This is a genomic window from Paraburkholderia sp. 22098 (assembly GCF_052045935.1).
Lineage (GTDB): Bacteria > Pseudomonadota > Gammaproteobacteria > Burkholderiales > Burkholderiaceae > Paraburkholderia > Paraburkholderia caledonica.
Map to the genome: position 1 here is coordinate 231,199 of NZ_JBQEPV010000009.1, position 20,893 is coordinate 252,091.

A 20,893-nucleotide genomic window follows, 5' to 3' on the forward strand; every position below is an offset into this window, starting at 1 on the left:
GCACGGCCATTATAGGGATATTACGAAGACCGGCTCGCCGCCGCGTGCCTGAACCGCTTACTTTGCATCGCGGAACGCGAAAAACGCGGCGTGGATGCAACAACGCCCCGCGAGCGGCTTGCGCGCGGGGCGTTGCCGGGCGCTGGCGAGACGCGTAGAAGACGCTCCTCCCAGCAAGCCCGTTCCTGGACCGGAACTATCCGGTCCGGCTCAATCAGTTCGCGTTGACTTCACGCAGCACGGTACGGTGCTTCCGACGCAGCAGCTCTTCGTACGTGGCGACGTAGTTCTGCGCCATGACCTTCGACGAGAAGCGGGCTTCGAACGCCTTGCGCACCGTTTCGCGCGGCAGCGTATGCAGACGCTTGACCGCTGCGACAGCGCTGATTTCGTCTTCGACGACAAAACCCGACACGCCGTTTTCGATCACTTCCGGCACCGAACCGCGATTGAACGCGATCACCGGCGTACCGCAAGCCATTGCCTCGATCATCACCAGACCGAAGGGCTCCGGCCAGTCGATCGGGAACAGCAGCGCGTGCGCGTTGCCGAGGAACTCGGTCTTTTCCGCTTCGCTGATTTCGCCGATATATTCGACGTGCGGCAGCGCCATGAGCGGCTTGATGACTTCGTCGTAGTAAGCGCGGTCAGCCTTGTCGAGCTTGGCCGCGACCTTGATCGGCATGCCGACCTGTTCGGCGATGCGGATCGCACGGTCCAGACGCTTTTCCGGCGAAATGCGGCCGAGGAACGCGAGATAGCTCGGCTTCACGTCCTTGATCGGCGTGAGCAGATTCTCCGGCAGGCCGTGATAAACGGTTTGCAGCCAGTGAGCCTGCGGCAGCGGAATGCGCTGGTTGTCCGAGATCGACACGACCGGCACGTCCTTGAACGTGTTGAAGATCGGCTGCAATTCCGGCAGGTCGAGACGGCCGTGCAGCGTGGTCACGAACGGCACGGGCTGGCGTGCGAACAGCGAAAACGGGTAATAGTCGATGTGGAAATGCAGCACGTCGAATTCGTCCGCGCGGCGGCGCACTTCCTCGAGCAGCAGCATGTGCGGCGCCATCACGTCGCGAATGGTGGGGTCGAGGCGCAGCGCCTGCGGCCAGAACGCTTCGAGCTTCGCCGAGGTTTGCGAATCGCCGCTCGCAAAGAGCGTGACGTCGTGGCCCTGCTCGACCAGCGCTTCGGTCAGATAGGACACCACACGTTCCGTACCACCGTACAGCTTGGGAGGAACCGCCTCGTGCAACGGAGCGATTTGTGCGATTCGCATAATGAAGAACTCCTCGTAAAAAACCGGCAAAAGTACTGCGTTTGGTAAAAGCGACTCGCTTGCTCGCCAGGTCAGCCGGGCTGGACATGCCGGCGCGGGCCTTATTCTTTCGAGAAATCCTACGATAGATCGCTTCGGGTTAGAGAGCCCGAACGGTGCTCACCGTTCATGCCTGTGCGGTAAACGCACAAACAACACGGACGTTGACAAACTGTCAGAAAATTCCGCGTGGGGCATAGAGCGCATGCATTATCGATGCCGAGCCTCACGCTGCACCACAACATTTCAAAGTCTTTACGTTGTTACAAAGGGGATACACTTTGCAAACCCTTGTTTTACAAGACAGTTCTACAGTAGCGACTGGCCGACATCTGCGGCTGCCCCTGGTTCGCCCGCGGGATCTTGTAAGTTCTCGCATCAATCTTGCCGGTACCCGTTGAAGAGAATGCAGAGTCCCGGCTGAATGCAATTTGTAATTATATCTCGAAAACATTCCCCGACCGCGTGAACCACTGCCGCTGCAGTGAGTCGAGCAAGAAGTAGGTCGCGGACGTCCATCGCGACATCTATCGCGCCAAAAGCCCGGTTACACAGGGCGCAATCGCTTTTGCATGTTTACAATGCGAAGCATTGGCTTCGCCGCGAATCTTTTCGCGTGGCCCACGCTTTGCATGCACACCCCCGAACCTCATCAACCTCACGATCAATTGGAACATTTGACCATCGCCCAGCGCAACGCCCAGAACGCCAAGCTCGCGAGCTATGCGCATCGGCCCCTTGCGTTCCTTTTCCGCTTTATCCGCCGTCACCCGCTCGCTCATGCGACCGTGCTGTGCAGCGTGATAGCGGCCGTGGGCTGTGCGCTCGCTTCGCAATATGCGATCAAGCATCTCATCGATGTGCTCGGCGCTGGCCGGCATCATCCAGGGCCGCTGTGGGGCGCTTTTGCGATCCTGGTCGGGCTGATCGCCGCTGACAATCTGCTGTGGCGCGTCGGCGGCTGGGTTGCAGCCCACACTTTTGTCGCCGTGACCGGCGACTTGCGGCGCGACCTGTTCCAGTATCTGAGCGGACACTCGCCGACCTACTACTCCGAGAAGCAGCCCGGCATGCTGGCCAGCCGGATCACTGCGACGTCGAATGCGGTCTACACCGCCGAGAACACGACCGCCTGGAACGTGCTGCCGCCGTGCATCGCCGTGCTCGGCGCGATCTTCATGATCATCGCGGTGAACCCGCTGATGGCCGGCGGCCTGATGCTGTGCTCAGCCATTCTGTCGGTCGTGCTGTACAAGCTTGCCGGCCGCGGTTCGGCGCGCCACCACCATTTCGCGACCAAGGCGGCCTCGGTCGACGGCGAACTCGTCGACGTCATCAGCAACATGGGCCTCGTGCGCGCCTTCGGCATGACGTTTCGCGAACAGCAGCGCTTCGGTGCGACGGTCAAGGCCGAGATGGACGCGCGTCAGCAAAGCCTGCTTTATCTGGAAAAGCTGCGTCTGCTGCACGCCGTGATTACCGCGCTGCTGTCGGCCGGCCTGCTTGGCTGGGCGCTCGTGCTGTGGGACCAAGGTAAAGCGACGTCGGGCGACATCGTGCTCGTCAGCTCGCTCGGCTTCACTATTCTGCACGGCACGCGCGATCTCGCAGTCGCGCTGGTGGACGTCACGCAGCACGTGGCCCGTCTCGCGGAAGCCGTGCGCACCTTGCTCGAGCCGCATGGCATGCCCGACCGCGACGGCGCGACCGAGCTCGTGCCGCAGGGCGGCCGCGTCGACTTCGAAAGCGTGACGTTCGCCTATCCGCGCCGCCGGCCGATCCTCGACCATTTCGACCTGCATATCGAGCCGGGCCAGCGAGTCGGTCTGATCGGCAAGTCGGGCGCGGGCAAGTCGACCGTGCTCGCCTTGCTGCAGCGCTTCTACGAAACGCAAGGCGGTTCGATCAAAATCGACGGTCAGGACATCAACACGATCACGCAGGATAGCCTCCGCCATGCGATCGCGCTGGTGCCGCAAGACATTTCGCTGTTCCATCGCACGGTGTACGAGAACATTGCGTATGGGCGCCCCGAAGCGAGCCGCGAAGAAGTGCTGGCTGCGGCGCGCGAGGCCCGCTGCACCGACTTTATCGAAGCCATGCCGGAAGGCTTCGATACGATCGTCGGCGACCGCGGCGTGAAGCTGTCAGGCGGACAGCGTCAGCGGATCGCCATTGCACGCGCGATCCTGAAGAACGCGCCGATCCTGCTGCTCGACGAAGCCACGTCGGCGCTCGACAGCGCATCCGAAGAAGCGATCCAGAAGGCGCTCGACCGGCTGATGGTAGGCCGCACGGTGATCGCCATTGCGCACCGCCTGTCGACGCTCAACAACTTCGACCGCATTATCGTGATGAGCGCCGGCAAGGTGATCGACGACGGCAGTCCCGAAGAGTTGCGCCTGCGTCCCGGCCTGTATCGCGACCTGCTGTCGAAGCAATACGGCAAGGGCGCCACGCTGCATGTGGGCGGAAAGAAAGTCGACGAACAGCACGTTATCTGAGCCGCGCGCCGTAGAGAGAAACGCGTTTAGTCAAAGAAAAAAGCCGCTTTATCAAGCGGCTTTTTTTCGTTTTCCCAATCAGAACCGGTTCACCGCAGCTAGCTCGCGAGAACCTCGCGCGCGGTCTTCTTCCCCGAAGCGGTACGCGCCCGCCCGCTCCTGGTGCGGGTTGCACCACCGGCGCTCTGCAAGTCACGCATGAAATTGTCGCGCCAGACCGAGACATTGTTCTCCCGCAACTGCGCCATCATGTCGCGATGACGCGCCTGGCGCTCCGCGAGCGGCATGTCGAGCGCTCTGGCGAGCGCATCGGCCATGCCGTCGATATCCACCGGATTGACGATCAGCGCACCGTCCAGCTCCTGCGCCGCGCCCGCGAAACGTGACAACACAAGCACGCCCGGATTCTCCGGGTCCTGCGCCGACACGTACTCTTTGGCGACCAGATTCATGCCGTCGCGCAGCGGCGTGACGTAGCCAACATGCGCCGTACGAAAGAGCGCGGCGAGTACCGAGCGTTCATATTGCTTATGGATGTACAGGATCGGCGTCCAGTCCAGCTCCGCGAAACGTCCGTTGATGCGGCCCGACTCCCCTTCCAGCTGCAGACGGATGTCCTGATAGGCATGCATGTCGGCGCGTGTCGGCGGCGCGATCTGGAGGAACGACACCTTGTTGCGTTGCGCGGTGGCGTGTTCCAGCAGCCGCTCGAACGCGCGGAAGCGCTCGACCAGCCCCTTCGAATAATCGAGGCGGTCCACGCTCATGATCAGCTTGCGCGAATGCAGCGTAGCCTTCATCGTGCGCACCGGCTTGCCGCGCTCACCCGCCTTGGCCAGTTCGGCGATCTCGTCCGGATAGACGCCGATCGGGTAAGCCGCTGCACGCAACGTGCGGCCAAACGCATGAACTGCGAGCGGCCCGGCGGCCGACGCGTCGACTGTGCCGTTCGCCTCGTTGACGATGTAATCGCAGAAAGCGCGCAGGTCAGGCGCAGTCTGAAAACCGAGCAGATCGAACGAACACAACGCCTGTACCAGTTCGCGATGTGGCGGCACAGCCAGCAGAACCTGCGAAGCGGGAAACGGAATGTGCAGGAAAAAGCCGATGCGATTCTTCACGCCTGCTGCGCGCAGCGCCTCGGCGAAAGGAATCAGGTGATAGTCGTGGACCCAGATAACGTCGTCTTCACGCAGCAGCGGCACGAGTTGCTGCGCAAGCCACGCGTTCACGCGGCAATAACCCTCGAAGTCATGCCGGTCGTACTGCAGCAAGTCGGCGCGGTAGTGAAAGGCCGGCCACAGCGTCGCGTTCGAGAAGCCGCGATAGTACTGGTCGTAGTCGCGGCGCATCAGTGCGATGGTCGCAAAAGTCACGGGGCCGCGCTCTTCGACCTTGATCTGCGGCTGGCCGGAGCTCAGCACGTCGCCGCTCCAGCCGAACCACATGCCGCCGGTCTCCTTGAGCGCGTCGTACACGCCGACCGCCAGACCGCCCGCCGCCGGACCGCCCTCCGAGATCGGCGCAACCCGGTTCGAAACGATAATCAGTCGGCTCATGAAACGCTGTCCCCGATGTAATGCCTTGTTGTCGCACTATGTCGTGTGCGTTGTAAATGTCCTGCGCCGCACACCGCGCCGCTCATCCTGCACGCGCTGCCGCAACGACCGTCTCGAGCCAGTCGAGCAGCGCGGAAACGGATTCGACGCGCGTTTGCGCGATCGTCTCGCCCGCGCCGACCTTGATCGACAGTCCGTTGCGCTCGTTGACGACGGCGAAGCCCTTCTCGTCGGTCAGGTCGTCGCCGGCAAAAACCGGCTTGCGTCCGACGAACGGCGGCTCGTCGAGGAACGCGCGCATGGCGCGGCCTTTATCGACGTCCTTCGGTTTGATTTCATAGACCATCTTGCCCGGCTGCAACACGTACGAATTCGGATAATCCGCGACCAGCCGCTCGGTCGCCTCACGCGCCGCCTGCTCGCGATCCGGCGCATTGCGGTAGTGCAGCGCGAGCGCGGCGCCCTTGATCTCGAGCAGCATGCCAGGGTTGGCGTTGACCACCTCGGCCAAAACCTGCTCCATGCGCAGAAGGCGTTCATCGTGGAAGCCAATGCGTTGCGTGTCGCCGTTCGCGTCGCGCCGCTCGGCGCCATGCAGACCGGCAATCGGCAGATCGGGCATGCCGAGAAAAGCGTCGATACTGTCGATGCCGCGCCCGGACACCACAGCGACCGCTCCATTGGTCAAGCGCCGCAGTTCGGCGAGTAGCTCGATGACGCGAGGTTGCACCTGAACGCCGTCCGGCGTGGGCGCGAGTTCGACGAGCGTGCCGTCGAAATCGAAGAAAAACGCGGTCTCGCCAGGAGACAGGAAAGCCGGAAGTGGTTGCATCGGGTATTTTGCCTTTCGGCCTTTCGCAGCCGGAAAAGTGTGCGCATCTTACCGCGCATCCATCAATTTTTCGAGAAAGAGAGCCGGGCCGCAAGCCGGATGGAGCAGCACGGCAGCGAGGTCGCGCCCCGTTCGCTGGCATTGCGTTCAAAACGGAAACGATCGGACTTCAACGGGCTTTCAGCCATGTGCGTCATATTGCCTCGCAAACGCTCTGCCCGTGGGCCATGAGCGACGCCTTCCGTCATTTTGCGATACAGTCGCAGCCAAATGGGACTTTGGCGTTACGACGATTTTCGTCCACTATCGCGAACCGCTCGCCGGCACAAGTTTGAGCGCGCGCACGCGAAAGCGTGCGCAATGCCCCGCTCTTCAATCGAGTCATTGATACCTGCTTTGTTCCCGAACATCTCACTGCAACGCTTGCAAGCGCACCCGGGGTCTCGGCCTCGCGAGAGCCGCGCGCGCCGGTTCCGCTCGGCGATCACAGCCGGCGCGCTCATGGCCATGATCGCGCTTGCCGGCTGCACAAGTCGCGCGGAGCCGTGGCATTTGACCAACGTGGCGGGCCATTTGCCCGACCTCGACTTCACGCTGACAGGCGACGACGGGCGTCCGGTCAGCGGCGATTCGTTCAAGGGGCGCGCCTCGCTCGTCTATTTCGGCTACACGCATTGCCCGGACGTCTGTCCCGAAACCATGGGACGGCTGATGCAGGTGCTGGAAAAGCTCGGCCCCGACGCGCAGAAGGTGCGCATCCTGTTCATCACCGTCGATCCGGCGCGCGACACGCCGCAAGCTCTGCACGATTACGTCGGGGCGTTCGATTCGAAGCATGCCGAAGGACTGACGGGCAGCGACTGGCAGATCGAATCGCTCGCCAAGCGCTACAGGGTTGCGTATCAGATGGAAAAGCGCGACCCGAACGGCAATTACGAAGTCACTCATAGTTCCGCCGTCTACGTGTTCGACGCGCAAGGCCGCGCACGCCTGCTCGCCACCGACCACGACACTCCCGATGCGATCGCGCAGGACTTGCGCCGCATCGTCGATCAACGCTCCTGACTCAATCCATGACACAGATCCCAACGTCCAGAATGCGTACGCTCTCCGCCGTCGCCGGCGCCTTTGCCCTTTCGTTTGCTTTCGCGGCGACTGCCCACGCCGCCGGCGCGCAGCCGATCACCGCACAGAATGCCTGGGTCCGCTGGCTGCCGAACAACCTGCCGGCCGCCGGGTATGTGACGCTCGTGAATTCAGGCGACAAGCCCGTGGACCTCGTCGATATTTCGAGCACCGACTACGGCGACGCGATGCTGCATCAGACAGTCTCGAACGGTTCGTCGCAGAAGATGGTGATGGTCGACAAGCTGACGGTTCCCGCGCACGGGCAGGTTGCAATCGCACCGGGCGGCTATCACGTGATGCTCGAAGGCGCGAAGCACAAGATCGCGCCGGGCGACACGGTACATCTGATGCTGAAGTTTTCGGACGGCGCAAAGCTCGACACACCGTTCGCGGTGAAGTCGCCCGCGCAGACAAAGTAAGCACGGCAACCCGCGGCAATGAACCTGCTCTACTGGCTCGATCCCTGGGAATTTTCACCGACGGTCGTCATCGCTCTGCTGCTGCCCGCAATCCTGTTCGTGCGCGGCGCGAGCAAGGCAAAGGTGTCGGTTGCGCGCCGCGTTTCCTTCTGGTTCGGGCTGGTGGCGTTATACGTCGCGTTGCACACGCGGCTCGATTATTTCTTCGAGCACGAGTTTTTCATGCATCGCGCGCAGCACCTCGTGCTGCATCATCTCGGGCCATTCTTTATCGCGCTGTCGTATCCGGGCGCGGCATTGCGCGCTGGCATTCCGTTCCGCTGGCGGCAGCGCTTCGTGCGGCCCGCGCTCGCGCTGCCGTTCGTACGAAAGCTGCTCGACGTCGTCATGCATCCGGTCGTCGCGGTGACATTGTTCGTCGGCCTAATTTACTTCTGGCTGATGTCGCCGGTCCATTTTGTCGCGATGCTCGACTGGCGGCTCTATCGCGTGATGAACTGGAGCATGGTGGTCGACGGCCTGCTGTTCTGGTGGCTCGTGCTCGACCCGCGTCCCGCGCCGCCGGCGCGCCTGTCGCCTGGCAAGCGCGTGCTGGTGGTGATCGCCGCGATTCCGCCGCAGATCATCCTCGGCGCGTTCATCTTTTTTTCGCCGCGAGAGCTGTATCCGATCTATTCGATCTGCGGGCGCGCGTTCACCTGGCTGAGCCCGATGCGCGATCAACAGATCGGCGGTCTGCTTCTGTGGATTCCAGGTTCGATGATGAGCGTGATCGGCGCGCTCGTCGCGTTGCGTCACTGGATGCGCCTCTCCGCACGCGGACGCGTGCGCGGCGAACGGCGTGCGAGGCCGGCAAGCCCCACGCAAGCCGATGTCGCGAACACGGCTTCATCGACTGTCGGCTCTCACCGCTGACGTCTCGCCGATACCCCGCTAACGCCTCGCCCGCCTCGGGCAGATGCCCCGGATCACCCAGGCACGCCCATGCACGCTCAGGCCGAACGCATCCACACGTGGGGAATGCCGTCCTCTTCGTGAATCTCGGACACTGGCGCAAACCCAAAAGCGCCGTAGAAGCCTTGCAGATGTGCCTGCGCGTGCAAGCGGATCGGCGTGCCAGGCCACTGCGTGCGGATATGCGCTATCGCGCGGTCGAGCATCGCATTGCCGAGACCGATGCCGCGGAATTTCGCGGTAGTCAGTACCCGGCCGATCCGAATATCGCCGTCGTCGGCGTCGGGTAGGAGCACGCGCAAATAGCCGGCGAGCGGCGGTCGCGCGGCGCCCGTGGTTGCATCGTCCGTTGCGCCGAACGCGAGCAGATGCCATGCGTCGAGATCGAGACCGTCGATATCGCCATACAGGCAGTTCTGCTCGATCACGAAGACAGCGCTGCGCGCGGCGAGCATCGCGTAGACCTCGGCGCTCGTGAGTTCATCGAACGCCTTCCAGCGCCATTCGAGTTGCGCGAGCCTCGCGGCAGCGGTGTGTTGCGGTTCGGTCATGACAGGCTTTTGGAATGAAGCGCGCCGTCACCGACGGCGGCGAATGCACAATGATGCCGCGCGTCGCGGCACCGGAATAATCAACCGCTTACGCGCCTCTCGCGGCGCGCACCTTCGACGCCTGCTTATGGCTGTACATCGCGGCGTCGGCCGCGGTGAGCAATTCTGCGATGGAACCGTGCCGCCCGGCGTCGTACTGAATTTGCCCCACGCTAAAGCGAATCCGATAGCCGCGCTGATCCTGCGCATTGCGCTCGTCGAGCAAGTGCGTAAGACGCTCCGTCACCTCGCGGGTGGCGGCTTCGTCCGCGTCGCTGAGCAACGCGACGAACTCGTCGCCGCCGAGCCGCCCGATCACGTCGCTTTCGCGCAGCGCGGTGCGCAGTATGTCGGCAAAAGTCTTCAGCGCACGATCGCCCTCGGCGTGACCGAACGTGTCGTTGATTTGCTTGAAATCGTTGAGGTCGAAAAACAGCAGCGACGCCGGCTTGTTCAGGCGCTTGCAGACATTGAGCGCATGCTGGGCGAGCGCGGAGAAGCCACGCCGGTTGGACAGCAGCGTGAGGTCGTCCAGCGTGGCGAGCTGCACGGCCGCCAGTTCCTGTTCGGCCATGCGCGCGAGATCGCGCAGCAGTTCGCGCTCTTCATCGTCGAGTTCGCGCGGCTTGACGTCGATCAGACACAGCGTGCCCAGCTTGCTGCCGTTGGGCACCGTCAGCGGACAGCCGGCATAGAAGCGGATATTGGGCGCTTCGGTCACGAGCGGATTGTCGTGGAAGCGCTCGTCGGCCAGCGTGTCGGGCACCGTGAGTATCTCGTCCGACACGATTGCATGCGCGCAGAACGAGACGTCGCGCGACGTCTCGCTCGCCGACAGGCCCACGCACGACTTGAACCATTGCCGGTCTGCATCCACGAGGCTTACCAGCGCGATCGGCACACCGAACAGACGCTTCGCGAGTCGCGTCAGGCGGTCGAAACGCTCTTCGGGCGAAGTATCGAGAATATTCAGCGCGCGTAACGTCTCCAGACGCGTGCTTTCATTGCCGGGAATGGGTGGCAGATGCATGGGGTGTCCTCTGAAACCATCGCGTGGAACAGCGAGTAGTGATCTGGTGATTCCTGAGTAATCTTTTGAGCGATTCGAGGCTTCTCGATCTGCGATTTTACGCGTGCGCACAAGTTCCCCATAGCGCCCTAGCTACTCGCCGGCAAACACCGGTTCGACGGATCGTGCGAGACGTTCGACGAGGTTGCCCGGTCCGCATAGATGAAGCGCGCCGACTACGACCAGAGTTCGCTCAGGCCGGGCGAGCAACTCGTTTATGCGCGCGGCCCACATGTGATTGCGCCCGTCCAGAATCGTGCGTCGGATGTCGGGCAGATTGAACATGGGTGACTCGACGGCAATGCGGTACACGGCTGACAGATCTCCGTCGAGCCACGCTTCATGCATGCGCTCGACCGTGCGCTGCGGCTCGCTGAGGTCGGCCATGAGCAACTCGAGTGCCGCGGCGACTGCATCGAGCGGAATCGATTCGAGCGCGCCGGCGACTTCCTGCGCTGTCTCCAGGAACTCATAGGCTTTGCCCTCGCCTGTCGCCCAGCGCAGCATGCGCGGCTCGACGCCCTCGACGAGCTGCTGAAACAACGTAGGCGCAATGATCAGCGCGGCCCACGGACGCAGATCGGCGAGCGGCGTGAGCGGGCCGTCAGCGGGCCAGGCCGCTTGCAGACGAGTCCAGGTGTCGGCGGAAAGGAAAGACGCGAGGCTTTGCGCGCCACGCAGCGGATTGGCTTTGAGAAAAGGAAGAATGGTCGGCGCGTCGGATTCGAAAACGAGCGCCTCGGCCCAGTCATATGCTTGCTCGATCCACGGCGGCGTTCTGCGGCTCGACGCGGGAAAGAGATGCATGGAGCCAAGGAGGCGCACATTCGTGCCGGTGATGTGTAGGTACATGCACGTTGTGTGACAAGGAACAAACGTGCATTGTGCGCCATATCGTCCGCGCGGCGCAGCACGTCCGCAGCACGTCGATATGCACGAGCCCGCACTGGATTGCGGACGCGGAAAAAAAGAAAAGCCCCGACATGGCGGGGCTTTTCTGCACTTCAACTACTGGAGGCGCGAGCCGGAGTCGAACCGGCCTAAACGGCTTTGCAGGCCGCTGCATAACCGCTTTGCTATCGCGCCGCAAGCGGATTGGAATCTAGCTGCAGATTCGCTGATTTGTCTCGTGGACAACCATCAGTCCACCAAACAAAAAGGGAAGCCTTGCTTCCCCTGATGTATGGAGCGGGAGACGAGGCTCGAACTCGCGACCTCAACCTTGGCAAGGTTGCGCTCTACCAACTGAGCTACTCCCGCATTGCACTGCTTCGCAACGCCTTGCACTTCTCAACTACATTACTGACCAACGCGCTGCTTCAAAAATCTGGAGCGGGAGACGAGGCTCGAACTCGCGACCTCAACCTTGGCAAGGTTGCGCTCTACCAACTGAGCTACTCCCGCGTATTGCTGCTTTTGTGCTGCTTAAAAAGGCCTACTGCGCCTTTCTTCCTTCTACTGCAACCGACGTTTCGAACTGCGTGCATCGGAGAAACGAGATTATGGAGAAACGACCGAAACGTGTCAACCCCTTTTGCCAATCTCTTTAACTGAACAGATTTCACTCATGACGTTCCCGCGAATCGCGTTCAATGCGAGCGCGCACGGCGCTCAGGCAGCCCCGCTGCGCTCGCGAATTTGCGGCCATGCGAGCTTCATGTAATACAGCATGGACCAGATCGTCAGGAATGCCGCGAGATAGATGAGCCACAAGCCCCACGTTCGTGTGTCGATCGCCACGCCGCCGCCGAAGGACAACGGACCGTTGAACAGCAGCATCGGAATAGCCACCATCTGGCAAACGGTCTTGAATTTACCAAGCGAATTCACGGCGACGCTCTTCGACGCGCCGATCTGCGCCATCCACTCGCGCAGCGCCGAGATCGCGATCTCGCGTCCAACGATCACGAGAGCAATCGCGGAATCGATTCGCGCGAGTTGCACGAGCACCAGCAAGGCGGCGGTCACCATCAGTTTGTCCGCGACCGGATCGAGAAACGCGCCGAACGCCGACGTCTGATTCCATTTGCGGGCCAGGTAGCCGTCGAACCAGTCGGTCAGCGCAGCGAGCACGAAGATCGTTGCCGCCGCGAGATTACGGTGCGGGGGACTCATCATCATGTCGGGCAAATAAAACACGCCGACGACCAGCGGAATCAGAACAATCCGCAGCCAGGTCAGGAAAATCGGGAAATTGAACGGCATGGGCAGGCGCAGCGTCTGACGGGAGAGATGCAATTGTGCCGTGTCGCAGTGCGTGCCACAAGCAAAGCGGCGCCGGGAGCGACGCGCGCACCGCTTGCGCGACCGCCGCACCGCGATTCAGTGCAATTGCCGGTATATCTGCTCGGCGAGCGCCTGGGAAATTCCTTCGACGCTCGCAAGATCTTCGACGCTGGCCGCGACCACGCCGCGCAGTCCGCCGAAGCGCGCCAGCAGCCGCTGACGCCGTTTCGCCCCCACGCCCTCGAGTTCCTCGAGCCGCGACGTCTGACGCGTCTTGCCGCGTTTCGCGCGCATGCCGGTGATCGCAAAACGGTGCGCCTCGTCGCGGATCTGCGCGACCAGCATCAACGCGGCACTTTCCTTGCCGAGTTCGAGCGGCGTGCGGCCGTCCGCGAAAATCAGGGTTTCGAGGCCGACCTTGCGCCCCTCGCCTTTCGCGACACCGACCAGCATGCCGGTATCGAGCCCAAGCTCGGTGAACACCTGCCGCGCGATTTCCACCTGCCCCTTGCCGCCGTCGATCAACACGATGGTCGGCAAGATACCTCCCGACGCGACCGGTTCAGCGGCCTCGGGCGCGAGCGACGGGTCTACCGCCGCATCGCTTTGCAGATCGACGGCCTCGTCGGCGGCATTCGCAGCGGCCTGCGCGACCATTTTCTCGTAGCGGCGCGTGAGCACCTGGCGCATCGCCGCGTAGTCGTCGCCGGGCGTGATGCCGGTAATGTTGTAGCGGCGATATTCCGATGACTGCATCTTGTGATGGTGGTACACGACGCACGACGCCTGCGTCGCCTCGCCCATGGTGTGGCTGATGTCGAAACATTCAATGCGCACGTGCGCGAGGTCGTCGCACTCCATGCCGAGCGTGTCGGTAAGCGCGCGGGTGCGTGCCTGTTGCGAGCCTTGCTCGGACAACAGTCGGGCGAGCGCGAGCCGCGCGTTCTGCTCGGCCATCGCGAGCCACGCGCGCCGTTGCCCTTGCGGCTGACGCAGCACGGTGACCTTGTGGCCGGCCTGCTCGATCAGCACGTCGACGAGTTCTCGCGTGGCCGGCGCGTGGCTGACCACCAGCACGGGCGGCACGCGATTGCCGAGATAATGCTGCGCGATGAACGCCTCGAGCACTTCCGATTCGATGCTGCCCGACGCGCTGTTCTTGCGCGGTTTCACCGGTTCAGAACTGGAATCGGGGCTGGCATCCAGCGCGGCTGCGTCGCCCGCGTCACTTGCGTCGTCCGCGAGGTCGTCGTCATCTTCCGGCGGCATTTCCTGTGCGATTGCAAGCGCGTCCGCGGTGTCCGACGATAGTTTGTCGCCGCCTATATCGCCGAGCGCGTTTTCCGCAGAAACCGAACCTGCATCCGACGCGACGTCGACCAACACGTCGTCGTCGCCGTCCTCTTCGAGACCACCCTCTTCCGCCGTCAACGCACTTTCAACGTGCGCGGGGAAATACGCCTTGTCGCCGAGGTGCCGGCCGCCGCGCACCATCGCGAGATTCACGCAGACGCGCCCGCCCAGAGCGACCACCGCGAGAATATCGACATCGCTATCGCTACCCACCTCAATGGCCTGCTGATGCAGCACCGTCGACAGCGAACTCATCTGATTGCGCACGGCCGCAGCCTGCTCGAACTTCAGCTCGCTCGCGAACGCATGCATCTTCTGCTCGAGTTCCTTCATCACTTCGCCCTGGCGGCCGAGCAGAAAGCGCGACGCATTCGCGACGTCGCGCGCATAGTCCTCTTCGCCGATGTTGCCAACGCAAGGCGCCGTGCAACGGCCGATCTGATGCAGCAGGCACGGCCGCGTGCGATTGTTGAACACGGAGTCTTCGCACGTGCGCAACTGGAATACGCGCTGCAGGATCTGAATGCTCTCGCGCACCGCCCACGCGCTCGGAAACGGACCAAAGTACTGGTTCTTGCGATCCACCGAGCCGCGGTAATAGGCCATGCGCGGAAACTTGTGGCCGGTCAGCTTCAGGTACGGATACGACTTGTCGTCCCGAAACAGAATGTTGTAACGCGGCGCGAGCGCCTTGATGAGATTGTTTTCCAGCAACAGCGCTTCTGCCTCGGAGCGCGTCACGGTCGTCTCGATGCGCGCGATGCGCGTCACCATCATCGCGATGCGCGGTGACAGCTGCGTCTTCGTGAAGTAACTCGAAACGCGCTTCTTGAGATCGCGCGCCTTGCCGACGTACAGCACCGCGCCGTGCGTGTCGTAATAGCGGTAGACGCCAGGCAGATGCGGCAACTGGGCGAGCACTTTTTTCGGCTCGAAAGCGATGTTTGCTTCGGGTTCGGTCATGCAGGATCGGCTGATGGAACTGTCTCGCGGGCGGTCGCCCCGTCTGGCCTCGTATGGCCGCATCGGTTTCGCGCTCAAAGAAGTCCGGCGCGAGGAGATCGAACGGGTGCTTGTCGGGTAGCCCGACTTTCTTGCGAAAGCCGGGCCCCCCGAGAACCGTACGTGCGAGTTTCCCCGCATACGGCTCAAATCTACAAACAAAGTTCTGTCTACGACAGAACCGGCTTAGTTACAACCAGCTTACCAGCGTGCACTTGCTGGTGGCAGTGCGGGTGGAGCAGCACCCGGTTGGACAGAGCGTCGGTACCACCATGCATCCGATATTCCAGATGATGGTCGTGCCAGCCCGTTTCGTCCGTTAGCGCACAGCCACAATGCGCGCATAGCCCGCCTTGTGACATATACAGCGTCGCCCACTGCTTTCGGTAGCGCATTTGTTCCCACATGCGCCCCTGCCGCAAGGTTTCGCCATATTGCTCCCATGTCGGATCAAAAGGGTTGAACTCGCCCTTGATCCTCGTGTGCCGTTTGATAGCCATACCACTAAGCTGGTATAGCTCATTCAGCCCCCAACTGCCGTCTTCGCGTTCCGTACGAACCGCAAACACCCAGTGCCGGGCACCGATAGAGTGAAAGTACTTCTGCTTCACCCACACAGCGCTCTTTTGCGGGTGCCTCCGCTTCGACCACCGCCAGAGCTTCCGAAAAATCAGATGCTCCAAGCGGCTGTACGTCTGCTTGGCTGAGACCGGACGGTGATACTGCGCCCATCCGCGCAACATCGGGTTCAGCAGTTGGATTAGATCCCCCTGCTTTGCCGTCTTGTTGCCGCTGATCGTTTCCGCCACCTTGCGATAGAACGCTTGCGCGTTCTTCTTGCTCGGTTTGATGAGCAGTTTTCCCGAGTATTTTCGGAAATTCCACCCAAGGAAATCGAAGCCGTCATCAATGTGAGTGACGCGCGTTTTTACCTCAGACAGTTGCAAGCCTCGAACAGCGAGGAACGCTTCCACCCAAGGCCTGACCACGCTTTCCAGTATCTCTCGCGAGTCGCCGGTAATCACGAAGTCATCCGCGTATCGCACCACATTGACCTTCAACTTCTTAGCCTTGACGATCCCGAATTTCGCACCGAGGTGCGCAACCAGTTCACGCTCCAGCCCGTTCAGCGTCACATTCGCCAGTGTCGGGGAGATGATCCCTCCCTGCGGCGTACCGGCCTCAGTCGCCTGTAGCTGACCCTTGTAAATCAGGCCAGCCTTCAACCACTTCCGGAGAATTTCCCTGTCCATGGGGACATGGTTTTCCAGCCAGTCGTGGTTGATGTGGTCAAAGCAGCCTTTGATATCCGCTTCCAGTACCCATCGGGACGAATCCTTCCGGGACGTGCAAGCACGTACCTGACCCATAGCATCAGCCGTCGAACGGTTTATCCTGAACCCATAAGAGTTCGGGTCGCTCGTCGATTCCGACACCGGCTCCAACGCCAGCAGATACAGAGCTTGCATCGCCCTGTCCCGCATGGTCGGGATGCCCAGCGGGCGCTCCTTTCCATTGGCCTTGGGGATAAAGACTCTCCGTAATGGCAGAGGCTTGTACCCGCGCCGCTTCAACCCACCGATGGCCTCCCACCGGCTTTCAGGCGAGTCCCACAGTTCGCGATCGACTCCCGCCGTTCGCGCACCCTGGTTTTGCGTAACACGTCGTACCGCATACAGCTTCGCAGACAACGTGCGAGTCAGCATCCGTTGCAGAGCTTTCACCCTGCGCCAGTCACTTTCCCGCGTCGCCTTCGCAATTCGAATCTGCATCCCTCTCACGTTCCGTTCAACCCGACGCCAATCGACAGCGTTCCAGTTGTCTGGCGCATGGGAAAGCGCAGACCCGGTCTCTCGACCAGATACTTTCATGCTGCTCTCCTACTTGGAAAAAGTCCCCAGGTAGAAGGCGCATCTCCCCCAGAGGGGCAGACACACCCCTCTGGGGAACAACAGACACCTCAATAGGAGCGCATGCGCCCCCATCTCGGACAAACACCTCAGTACGAGCGCATGCGTTCGCACCTAACCAAGTTACAGAGGGTAGTCAGCCGCCCTGCGACGGTAGACCAGACGGAAGTCTGCCCGCTTTCGCGTGGAGTAATGTCTCAACTCCTATCCGGGCCATTACAGCCCGACATTCGCTTTTTCCGTCCTCCCATACCTGCACAATCAACAGCGTCCCTTGCGGTTCGCCTGCCAGCCAAACGACGGCTGGCAACCATACAGGCTTACCACGTTCCCGGCGTGTCACACGACTGACGTAGGTTCCGCCTATCCCCCGGTGGCTTGACAACGACGTAGCCCAAATTCTAAGTGGGCTAACCAGCCACGTACCTTTTTGGTTAGAGCCCGATGTTCAAGCAGCTTTGGCTCCTCACTGGTAACGAGGTTTATCAGCAGTTCACATACGTTAACCCTATCAGCCAGCCTAGCTCCTCGACCCCATTGCTGCTAGGAGTGTCCAGACCAATCCCTCACGGGAATGGCCTGCCCGAAACATCCGGGGGCTACATTGTCAGAAGAGCTTCACACCCCACCGTTGCCAGTGACGCATGTCTTCCTAGGCTACTGCTGGTCGTACAGCAGGTTCACTATCCTCGCCGTGCAACTGACGAGGCCAAACAATGACACGCCGAGCTTTTCGCTCGTATCGGTTCGCGAATCCGTTGCCGATGACGGCGCAGGAATTGCATACATCACTCCGCCCAGTCGGCGGAGATGAAGCCGCTGACTGGGCGGGACCTGACGGTAATCAGGTCAATGCAATGCGAGCTCTCGGAGGATGTGCTTCACCGAGACTCGTATGGACGAGACCCGGCAAACCTCTACCGGCTCTCGCTTCGCTACAAGAGATACCCCACTTCCGAGCAGTTGCGTCGAGGGACTCGCGCCCCTTCCCGATGCTCCGCGTGATATCTTCGCGACTGGTTAGGCTCATACAGACGCCTCCTTTGCCGCTAGTCGATGCCCCTTACGTTGGGGCTACCCGGACACGAGCGTGCGTGTCGCACTAGAATCGCCAGTTTAGAACATTCCGCGTCCGCCCGAGCCCGCCGATGCCCTCCACCGCGCCGCCATCCGACCCAACCGCCGACCCAGCCGTCGACGCGGCTGCCGACGCAGCTGCCGACGCAGCTGCCGATCCAAGCGCCGCTGCGCCTCGCGAACCGTCCGCAGCGATCGCGTGCGATATTTTCTGCGCGGTGATCGACAATTTCGGCGATATCGGCGTGTGCTGGCGCCTCGCGCGTCAGCTTGCGAGCGAGCACGGGTGGCAAGTGCGAGTCTTCGTCGACGATCTGCATGCGTTCCAGAAACTGTGTCCGTCGCTCGCGCTCGATCGTGCACGGCAGACCATCGACGGGATCGTCGTCGAACACTGGCACGCGCCGACGCACGCCGGCGACACGCTCGAAGTGGCCGACGTGGTGATCGAGGCGTTCGCCTGCGAACTGCCGCCCATTTACGTGGCTGCGATGGCGCAGCGCAAGTGCCCGCCTGTGTGGATCAACCTCGAATATCTGAGCGCCGAGGACTGGGTCTCGGACTTCCACCTGCGGCCGTCACCGCATCCGCGCTATCCGCTCGTCAAGACGTTCTTCTTTCCCGGTCTCGGGCCGGGCACGGGCGGCGTGCTGAAGGAGCGGAATCTGGATGCCGTACGCGCGGCGTTCGAGGCGTCGCCTGCGGCACGAGAAGCGTGGTGGCTGCGAGCCGTGGGACGCGCGCCGCCTGTCGGGGCGACTGTCGTCTCGCTCTTCGCCTATGAGAACCCGGCAGTCGACAACCTGCTCGAGCAATGGCGCGATAGCGTCGAACCTGTGGTGCTGCTTGTGCCCGAGGGCCGCATCTCCGGCGCGGTCGCGCGCTTTTTCGGAATGCAGTCGTTCAGCGCTGGCGCCCATGCGGAGCGCGGCGGATTGAGCGCACATGGCCTCGCGTTCACCGAACAACCCGGCTACGACGCGCTGCTGTGGGCAAGCGACATCAATTTCGTGCGGGGCGAAGATTCGTTTGTGCGCGCGCAGTGGGCCGCCAGGCCCTTCGTCTGGCACATTTACCCGCAAGCGGACGACGCGCATCTGCCGAAGCTCGACGCCGCGCTTGAACACTACGGCCGCACGCTTCCCGTCGATGCCCGCGCCGCGCTCGCGCGCTTCTGGCACGCCTGGAATGGCGTCGGCAAGCCGGACTGGGCAGCGCTGCGCGACCACTACCCGGCGCTGCAGCGACGCGCGGTCGAATGGGCCGGTGAACTCGCGCGAGTCGGCGACCTCGCCGGAAATCTGGCCTTGTTCACAAAAAGTCAGTTAAAATAAGCGGTTATCCAACGGCCGACGACGCAAGCGCGGCCCGATCGCAGCAAAAATCCTGGATTCAGTTGGCCTCGGTTGGCTTCAGTTGGCTTTTAGTCTCCGACTTTTAGCCGGTTCCCCCGGCATCGAAAGATGCAAATGCGATGCTTCACGCAAGCCGCATGTAATCGGTGGAGAAACGGCGGAGTAAAGCGCACTTCAGGAAACACGCTGCAGACCGGCGCCACTCGTGTACACGCCCGCATCGGGTAAAAAGCAGGTAACGGATTTGCGGGAATTGCGGAACGCGTCGCATCGGCTACGCCACTGGAACCCTCGCAGCAAGTCAACCGCGCTTCATGCACCGCTTCTCGCCGGGCCGTCTCATCGCGGCGCGGCGCAAAGCGCAGGAAACGTCGAAGCCGCTTGCGCCGTATGCCGTTGAGCACAAGTTGAAGCTACTTATTTCGTACAGGACAGTTTTATGAAGACCGCACAGGAACTCCGCACCGGCAACGTCGTGATGATCGGCGCAGACGCAATGGTCGTGCAAAAGGCCGAATACAACAAATCGGGCCGCAACTCCGCCGTCGTCAAGATGAAGTTCAAGAACCTGCTGACCGGCGCAGGCATGGAAAGCGTGTACAAGGCAGACGACAAGTTCGACGTCGTCGTGCTCGAGCGCAAGGAAGTGACGTACTCGTACTTCGCCGACCCGATGTACGTGTTCATGGACGCCGACTACAACCAGTATGAAGTCGAAGCCGAAATGATGGGCGACGCGATGAACTACCTCGAAGACGGCATGACTTGCGAAGTCGTGTTCTACAACGAGAAAGCCATCTCCGTCGAACTGCCGACCACGCTGGTCCGCGAAATCATCTACACGGAACCGGCTGTCAAGGGTGACACGTCGTCGGGCAAGGTGCTGAAGAATGCCAAGCTGAACACCGGTTTCGAACTGCAAGTGCCGCTGTTCTGCAACATCGGCGACAAGATCGAAATCGACACGCGTACGCACGAGTATCGTAGCCGCGCATAACCGCCGGCAAGCTGCCCCGCCAGCGCGACACAACGCGCTGGCAAAAATGAAAAGCGCCCAATTGGGCGCTTTTTCTTTTTTGTGCCGCCGAGTATCGTTGAGGAAAACTTTACCGGCAATTTTGTCCAAATTTCCGGTTGCAGCGTTCGATGTTGCCGTGTGGGCCAATCTAAGCCCTTGATATGCCAAGTCAAAGCGCGTTGGCATAGCTCATGCTAGAGACCCCATACCCAATACCTCTCGACTCCGGAGATGCGAGATGAATAACGACATCGCAGAAGGCAAGTGGAAGCAACTGGTCGGCAAGGCAAAGGCTGCGTGGGGCGAACTGACCGACGACGAACTCACCAAGGCCGAAGGTCGCGCAGACCGTCTCGCGGGCCTGATCCAGGAACGCTATGGCAAAACGCGCGAGGACGCGGAGCGCGAAGTACGCCGCTTCTTCGACAGCAATCGGGATATCTGACAGCAAAAACAGCAGACGCGAAGTAAGCGTCGGCGCCCTTGCAGCGTTGCATAGTGACCGCAGGATGCCGGCGAATAGAACCAGGCGGTCCGCAGCGCTAACCAGCGCGCGGCGAATCGCCCGCTCAGATACAG

Annotated in this window: 16 protein-coding genes and 3 tRNA genes; 7 read left to right on the forward strand and 12 right to left on the reverse strand. The window is 61.7% G+C overall.

Annotated features, from left to right (window positions below; genetic code table 11):
• Positions 1-214 precede the first annotated feature (214 nt).
• Positions 215-1,279, reverse strand: coding sequence for a glycosyltransferase family 4 protein (locus tag ACTJLB_RS20605; RefSeq protein ID WP_020069419.1), 1,065 nt, complete (start codon positions 1,277-1,279; stop codon positions 215-217).
• Between the two features lie 671 nt (positions 1,280-1,950).
• Here ACTJLB_RS20605 and ACTJLB_RS20610 point away from each other — a divergent pair.
• Positions 1,951-3,822 carry an ABC transporter ATP-binding protein gene (locus tag ACTJLB_RS20610; protein WP_179214139.1) on the forward strand — a complete coding sequence of 624 codons (1,872 nt, stop codon included), beginning with the start codon at positions 1,951-1,953 and terminating at the stop codon, positions 3,820-3,822.
• A 98-nt stretch (positions 3,823-3,920) separates the two neighbouring features.
• Here ACTJLB_RS20610 and otsA read toward each other — a convergent pair whose 3' ends face one another.
• Positions 3,921-5,381: an alpha,alpha-trehalose-phosphate synthase (UDP-forming) gene (gene otsA / locus ACTJLB_RS20615; RefSeq protein ID WP_088173502.1), complete on the reverse strand. Its 1,461-nt coding sequence runs from the start codon at positions 5,379-5,381 to the stop codon at positions 3,921-3,923.
• 82 nt (positions 5,382-5,463) lie between these two features.
• Positions 5,464-6,213, reverse strand: coding sequence for a trehalose-phosphatase (gene otsB / locus ACTJLB_RS20620; protein WP_020069416.1), 750 nt, complete (start codon positions 6,211-6,213; stop codon positions 5,464-5,466).
• Positions 6,214-6,714: 501 nt separating this feature from the next.
• On the opposite strand from otsB, the gene ACTJLB_RS20625 reads away from it, so the two are divergent.
• From ACTJLB_RS20625 to ACTJLB_RS20635, 3 genes are read left to right on the forward strand one after another with little or no spacing between them, the layout of a single operon-like run.
• Entirely contained in the window at positions 6,715-7,278 is a 564-nt protein-coding gene (locus tag ACTJLB_RS20625) for an SCO family protein (protein ID WP_088173500.1), read from the forward strand.
• Positions 7,279-7,286: 8 nt separating this feature from the next.
• Positions 7,287-7,760 (forward strand): copper chaperone PCu(A)C, encoded by a 474-nt coding sequence (locus tag ACTJLB_RS20630; RefSeq protein WP_440784306.1) that lies wholly within the window; start codon positions 7,287-7,289, stop codon positions 7,758-7,760.
• Between the two features lie 18 nt (positions 7,761-7,778).
• The gene (locus ACTJLB_RS20635) at positions 7,779-8,675 is read left to right on the forward strand and encodes a cytochrome c oxidase assembly protein (RefSeq protein WP_440784307.1); all 897 of its coding nucleotides are present in this window, start codon (positions 7,779-7,781) and stop codon (positions 8,673-8,675) included.
• Positions 8,676-8,752: 77 nt separating this feature from the next.
• Here the strand turns inward: ACTJLB_RS20635 and ACTJLB_RS20640 are convergent, their stop codons facing one another.
• The 9 genes from ACTJLB_RS20640 to ltrA form a co-directional block, all read right to left on the reverse strand.
• Positions 8,753-9,265: a GNAT family N-acetyltransferase gene (locus tag ACTJLB_RS20640; RefSeq protein ID WP_440784308.1), complete on the reverse strand. Its 513-nt coding sequence runs from the start codon at positions 9,263-9,265 to the stop codon at positions 8,753-8,755.
• 88 nt (positions 9,266-9,353) lie between these two features.
• A complete protein-coding gene (locus ACTJLB_RS20645; RefSeq protein WP_440784309.1) occupies positions 9,354-10,334 on the reverse strand; it encodes a sensor domain-containing diguanylate cyclase in 981 nt (326 codons plus the stop codon).
• 132 nt (positions 10,335-10,466) lie between these two features.
• Complete coding sequence (locus ACTJLB_RS20650; protein WP_440784310.1) at positions 10,467-11,225, reverse strand: TraB/GumN family protein; 759 nt, start codon at positions 11,223-11,225, stop codon at positions 10,467-10,469.
• Positions 11,226-11,385: 160 nt separating this feature from the next.
• A tRNA-Cys gene (locus tag ACTJLB_RS20655) sits at positions 11,386-11,459 on the reverse strand.
• A 98-nt stretch (positions 11,460-11,557) separates the two neighbouring features.
• Positions 11,558-11,633: transfer RNA gene (locus tag ACTJLB_RS20660), tRNA-Gly, on the reverse strand.
• Between the two features lie 68 nt (positions 11,634-11,701).
• Positions 11,702-11,777, reverse strand: a tRNA-Gly gene (locus tag ACTJLB_RS20665).
• Positions 11,778-11,984: 207 nt separating this feature from the next.
• The gene (gene pgsA, locus ACTJLB_RS20670; protein ID WP_310353069.1) at positions 11,985-12,578 is read right to left on the reverse strand and encodes a CDP-diacylglycerol--glycerol-3-phosphate 3-phosphatidyltransferase; all 594 of its coding nucleotides are present in this window, start codon (positions 12,576-12,578) and stop codon (positions 11,985-11,987) included.
• Between the two features lie 117 nt (positions 12,579-12,695).
• Positions 12,696-14,915 (reverse strand): excinuclease ABC subunit UvrC, encoded by a 2,220-nt coding sequence (uvrC, locus tag ACTJLB_RS20675; RefSeq protein ID WP_440784311.1) that lies wholly within the window; start codon positions 14,913-14,915, stop codon positions 12,696-12,698.
• Between the two features lie 209 nt (positions 14,916-15,124).
• Positions 15,125-16,825: a group II intron reverse transcriptase/maturase gene (gene ltrA / locus ACTJLB_RS20680; protein WP_440784312.1), complete on the reverse strand. Its 1,701-nt coding sequence runs from the start codon at positions 16,823-16,825 to the stop codon at positions 15,125-15,127.
• A gap of 1,187 nt (positions 16,826-18,012) precedes the next feature.
• Here ltrA and earP point away from each other — a divergent pair.
• From earP to ACTJLB_RS20695, 3 genes are all read left to right on the forward strand, one after another.
• The gene (gene earP, locus ACTJLB_RS20685) at positions 18,013-19,275 is read left to right on the forward strand and encodes an elongation factor P maturation arginine rhamnosyltransferase EarP (protein ID WP_440784313.1); all 1,263 of its coding nucleotides are present in this window, start codon (positions 18,013-18,015) and stop codon (positions 19,273-19,275) included.
• A 460-nt stretch (positions 19,276-19,735) separates the two neighbouring features.
• On the forward strand, positions 19,736-20,293 hold the full coding sequence (efp, locus tag ACTJLB_RS20690) for an elongation factor P (RefSeq protein WP_020069404.1): 558 nt from the start codon (positions 19,736-19,738) through the stop codon (positions 20,291-20,293).
• Between the two features lie 259 nt (positions 20,294-20,552).
• Complete coding sequence (locus ACTJLB_RS20695; protein ID WP_020069403.1) at positions 20,553-20,759, forward strand: CsbD family protein; 207 nt, start codon at positions 20,553-20,555, stop codon at positions 20,757-20,759.
• Positions 20,760-20,893 lie beyond the last annotated feature (134 nt).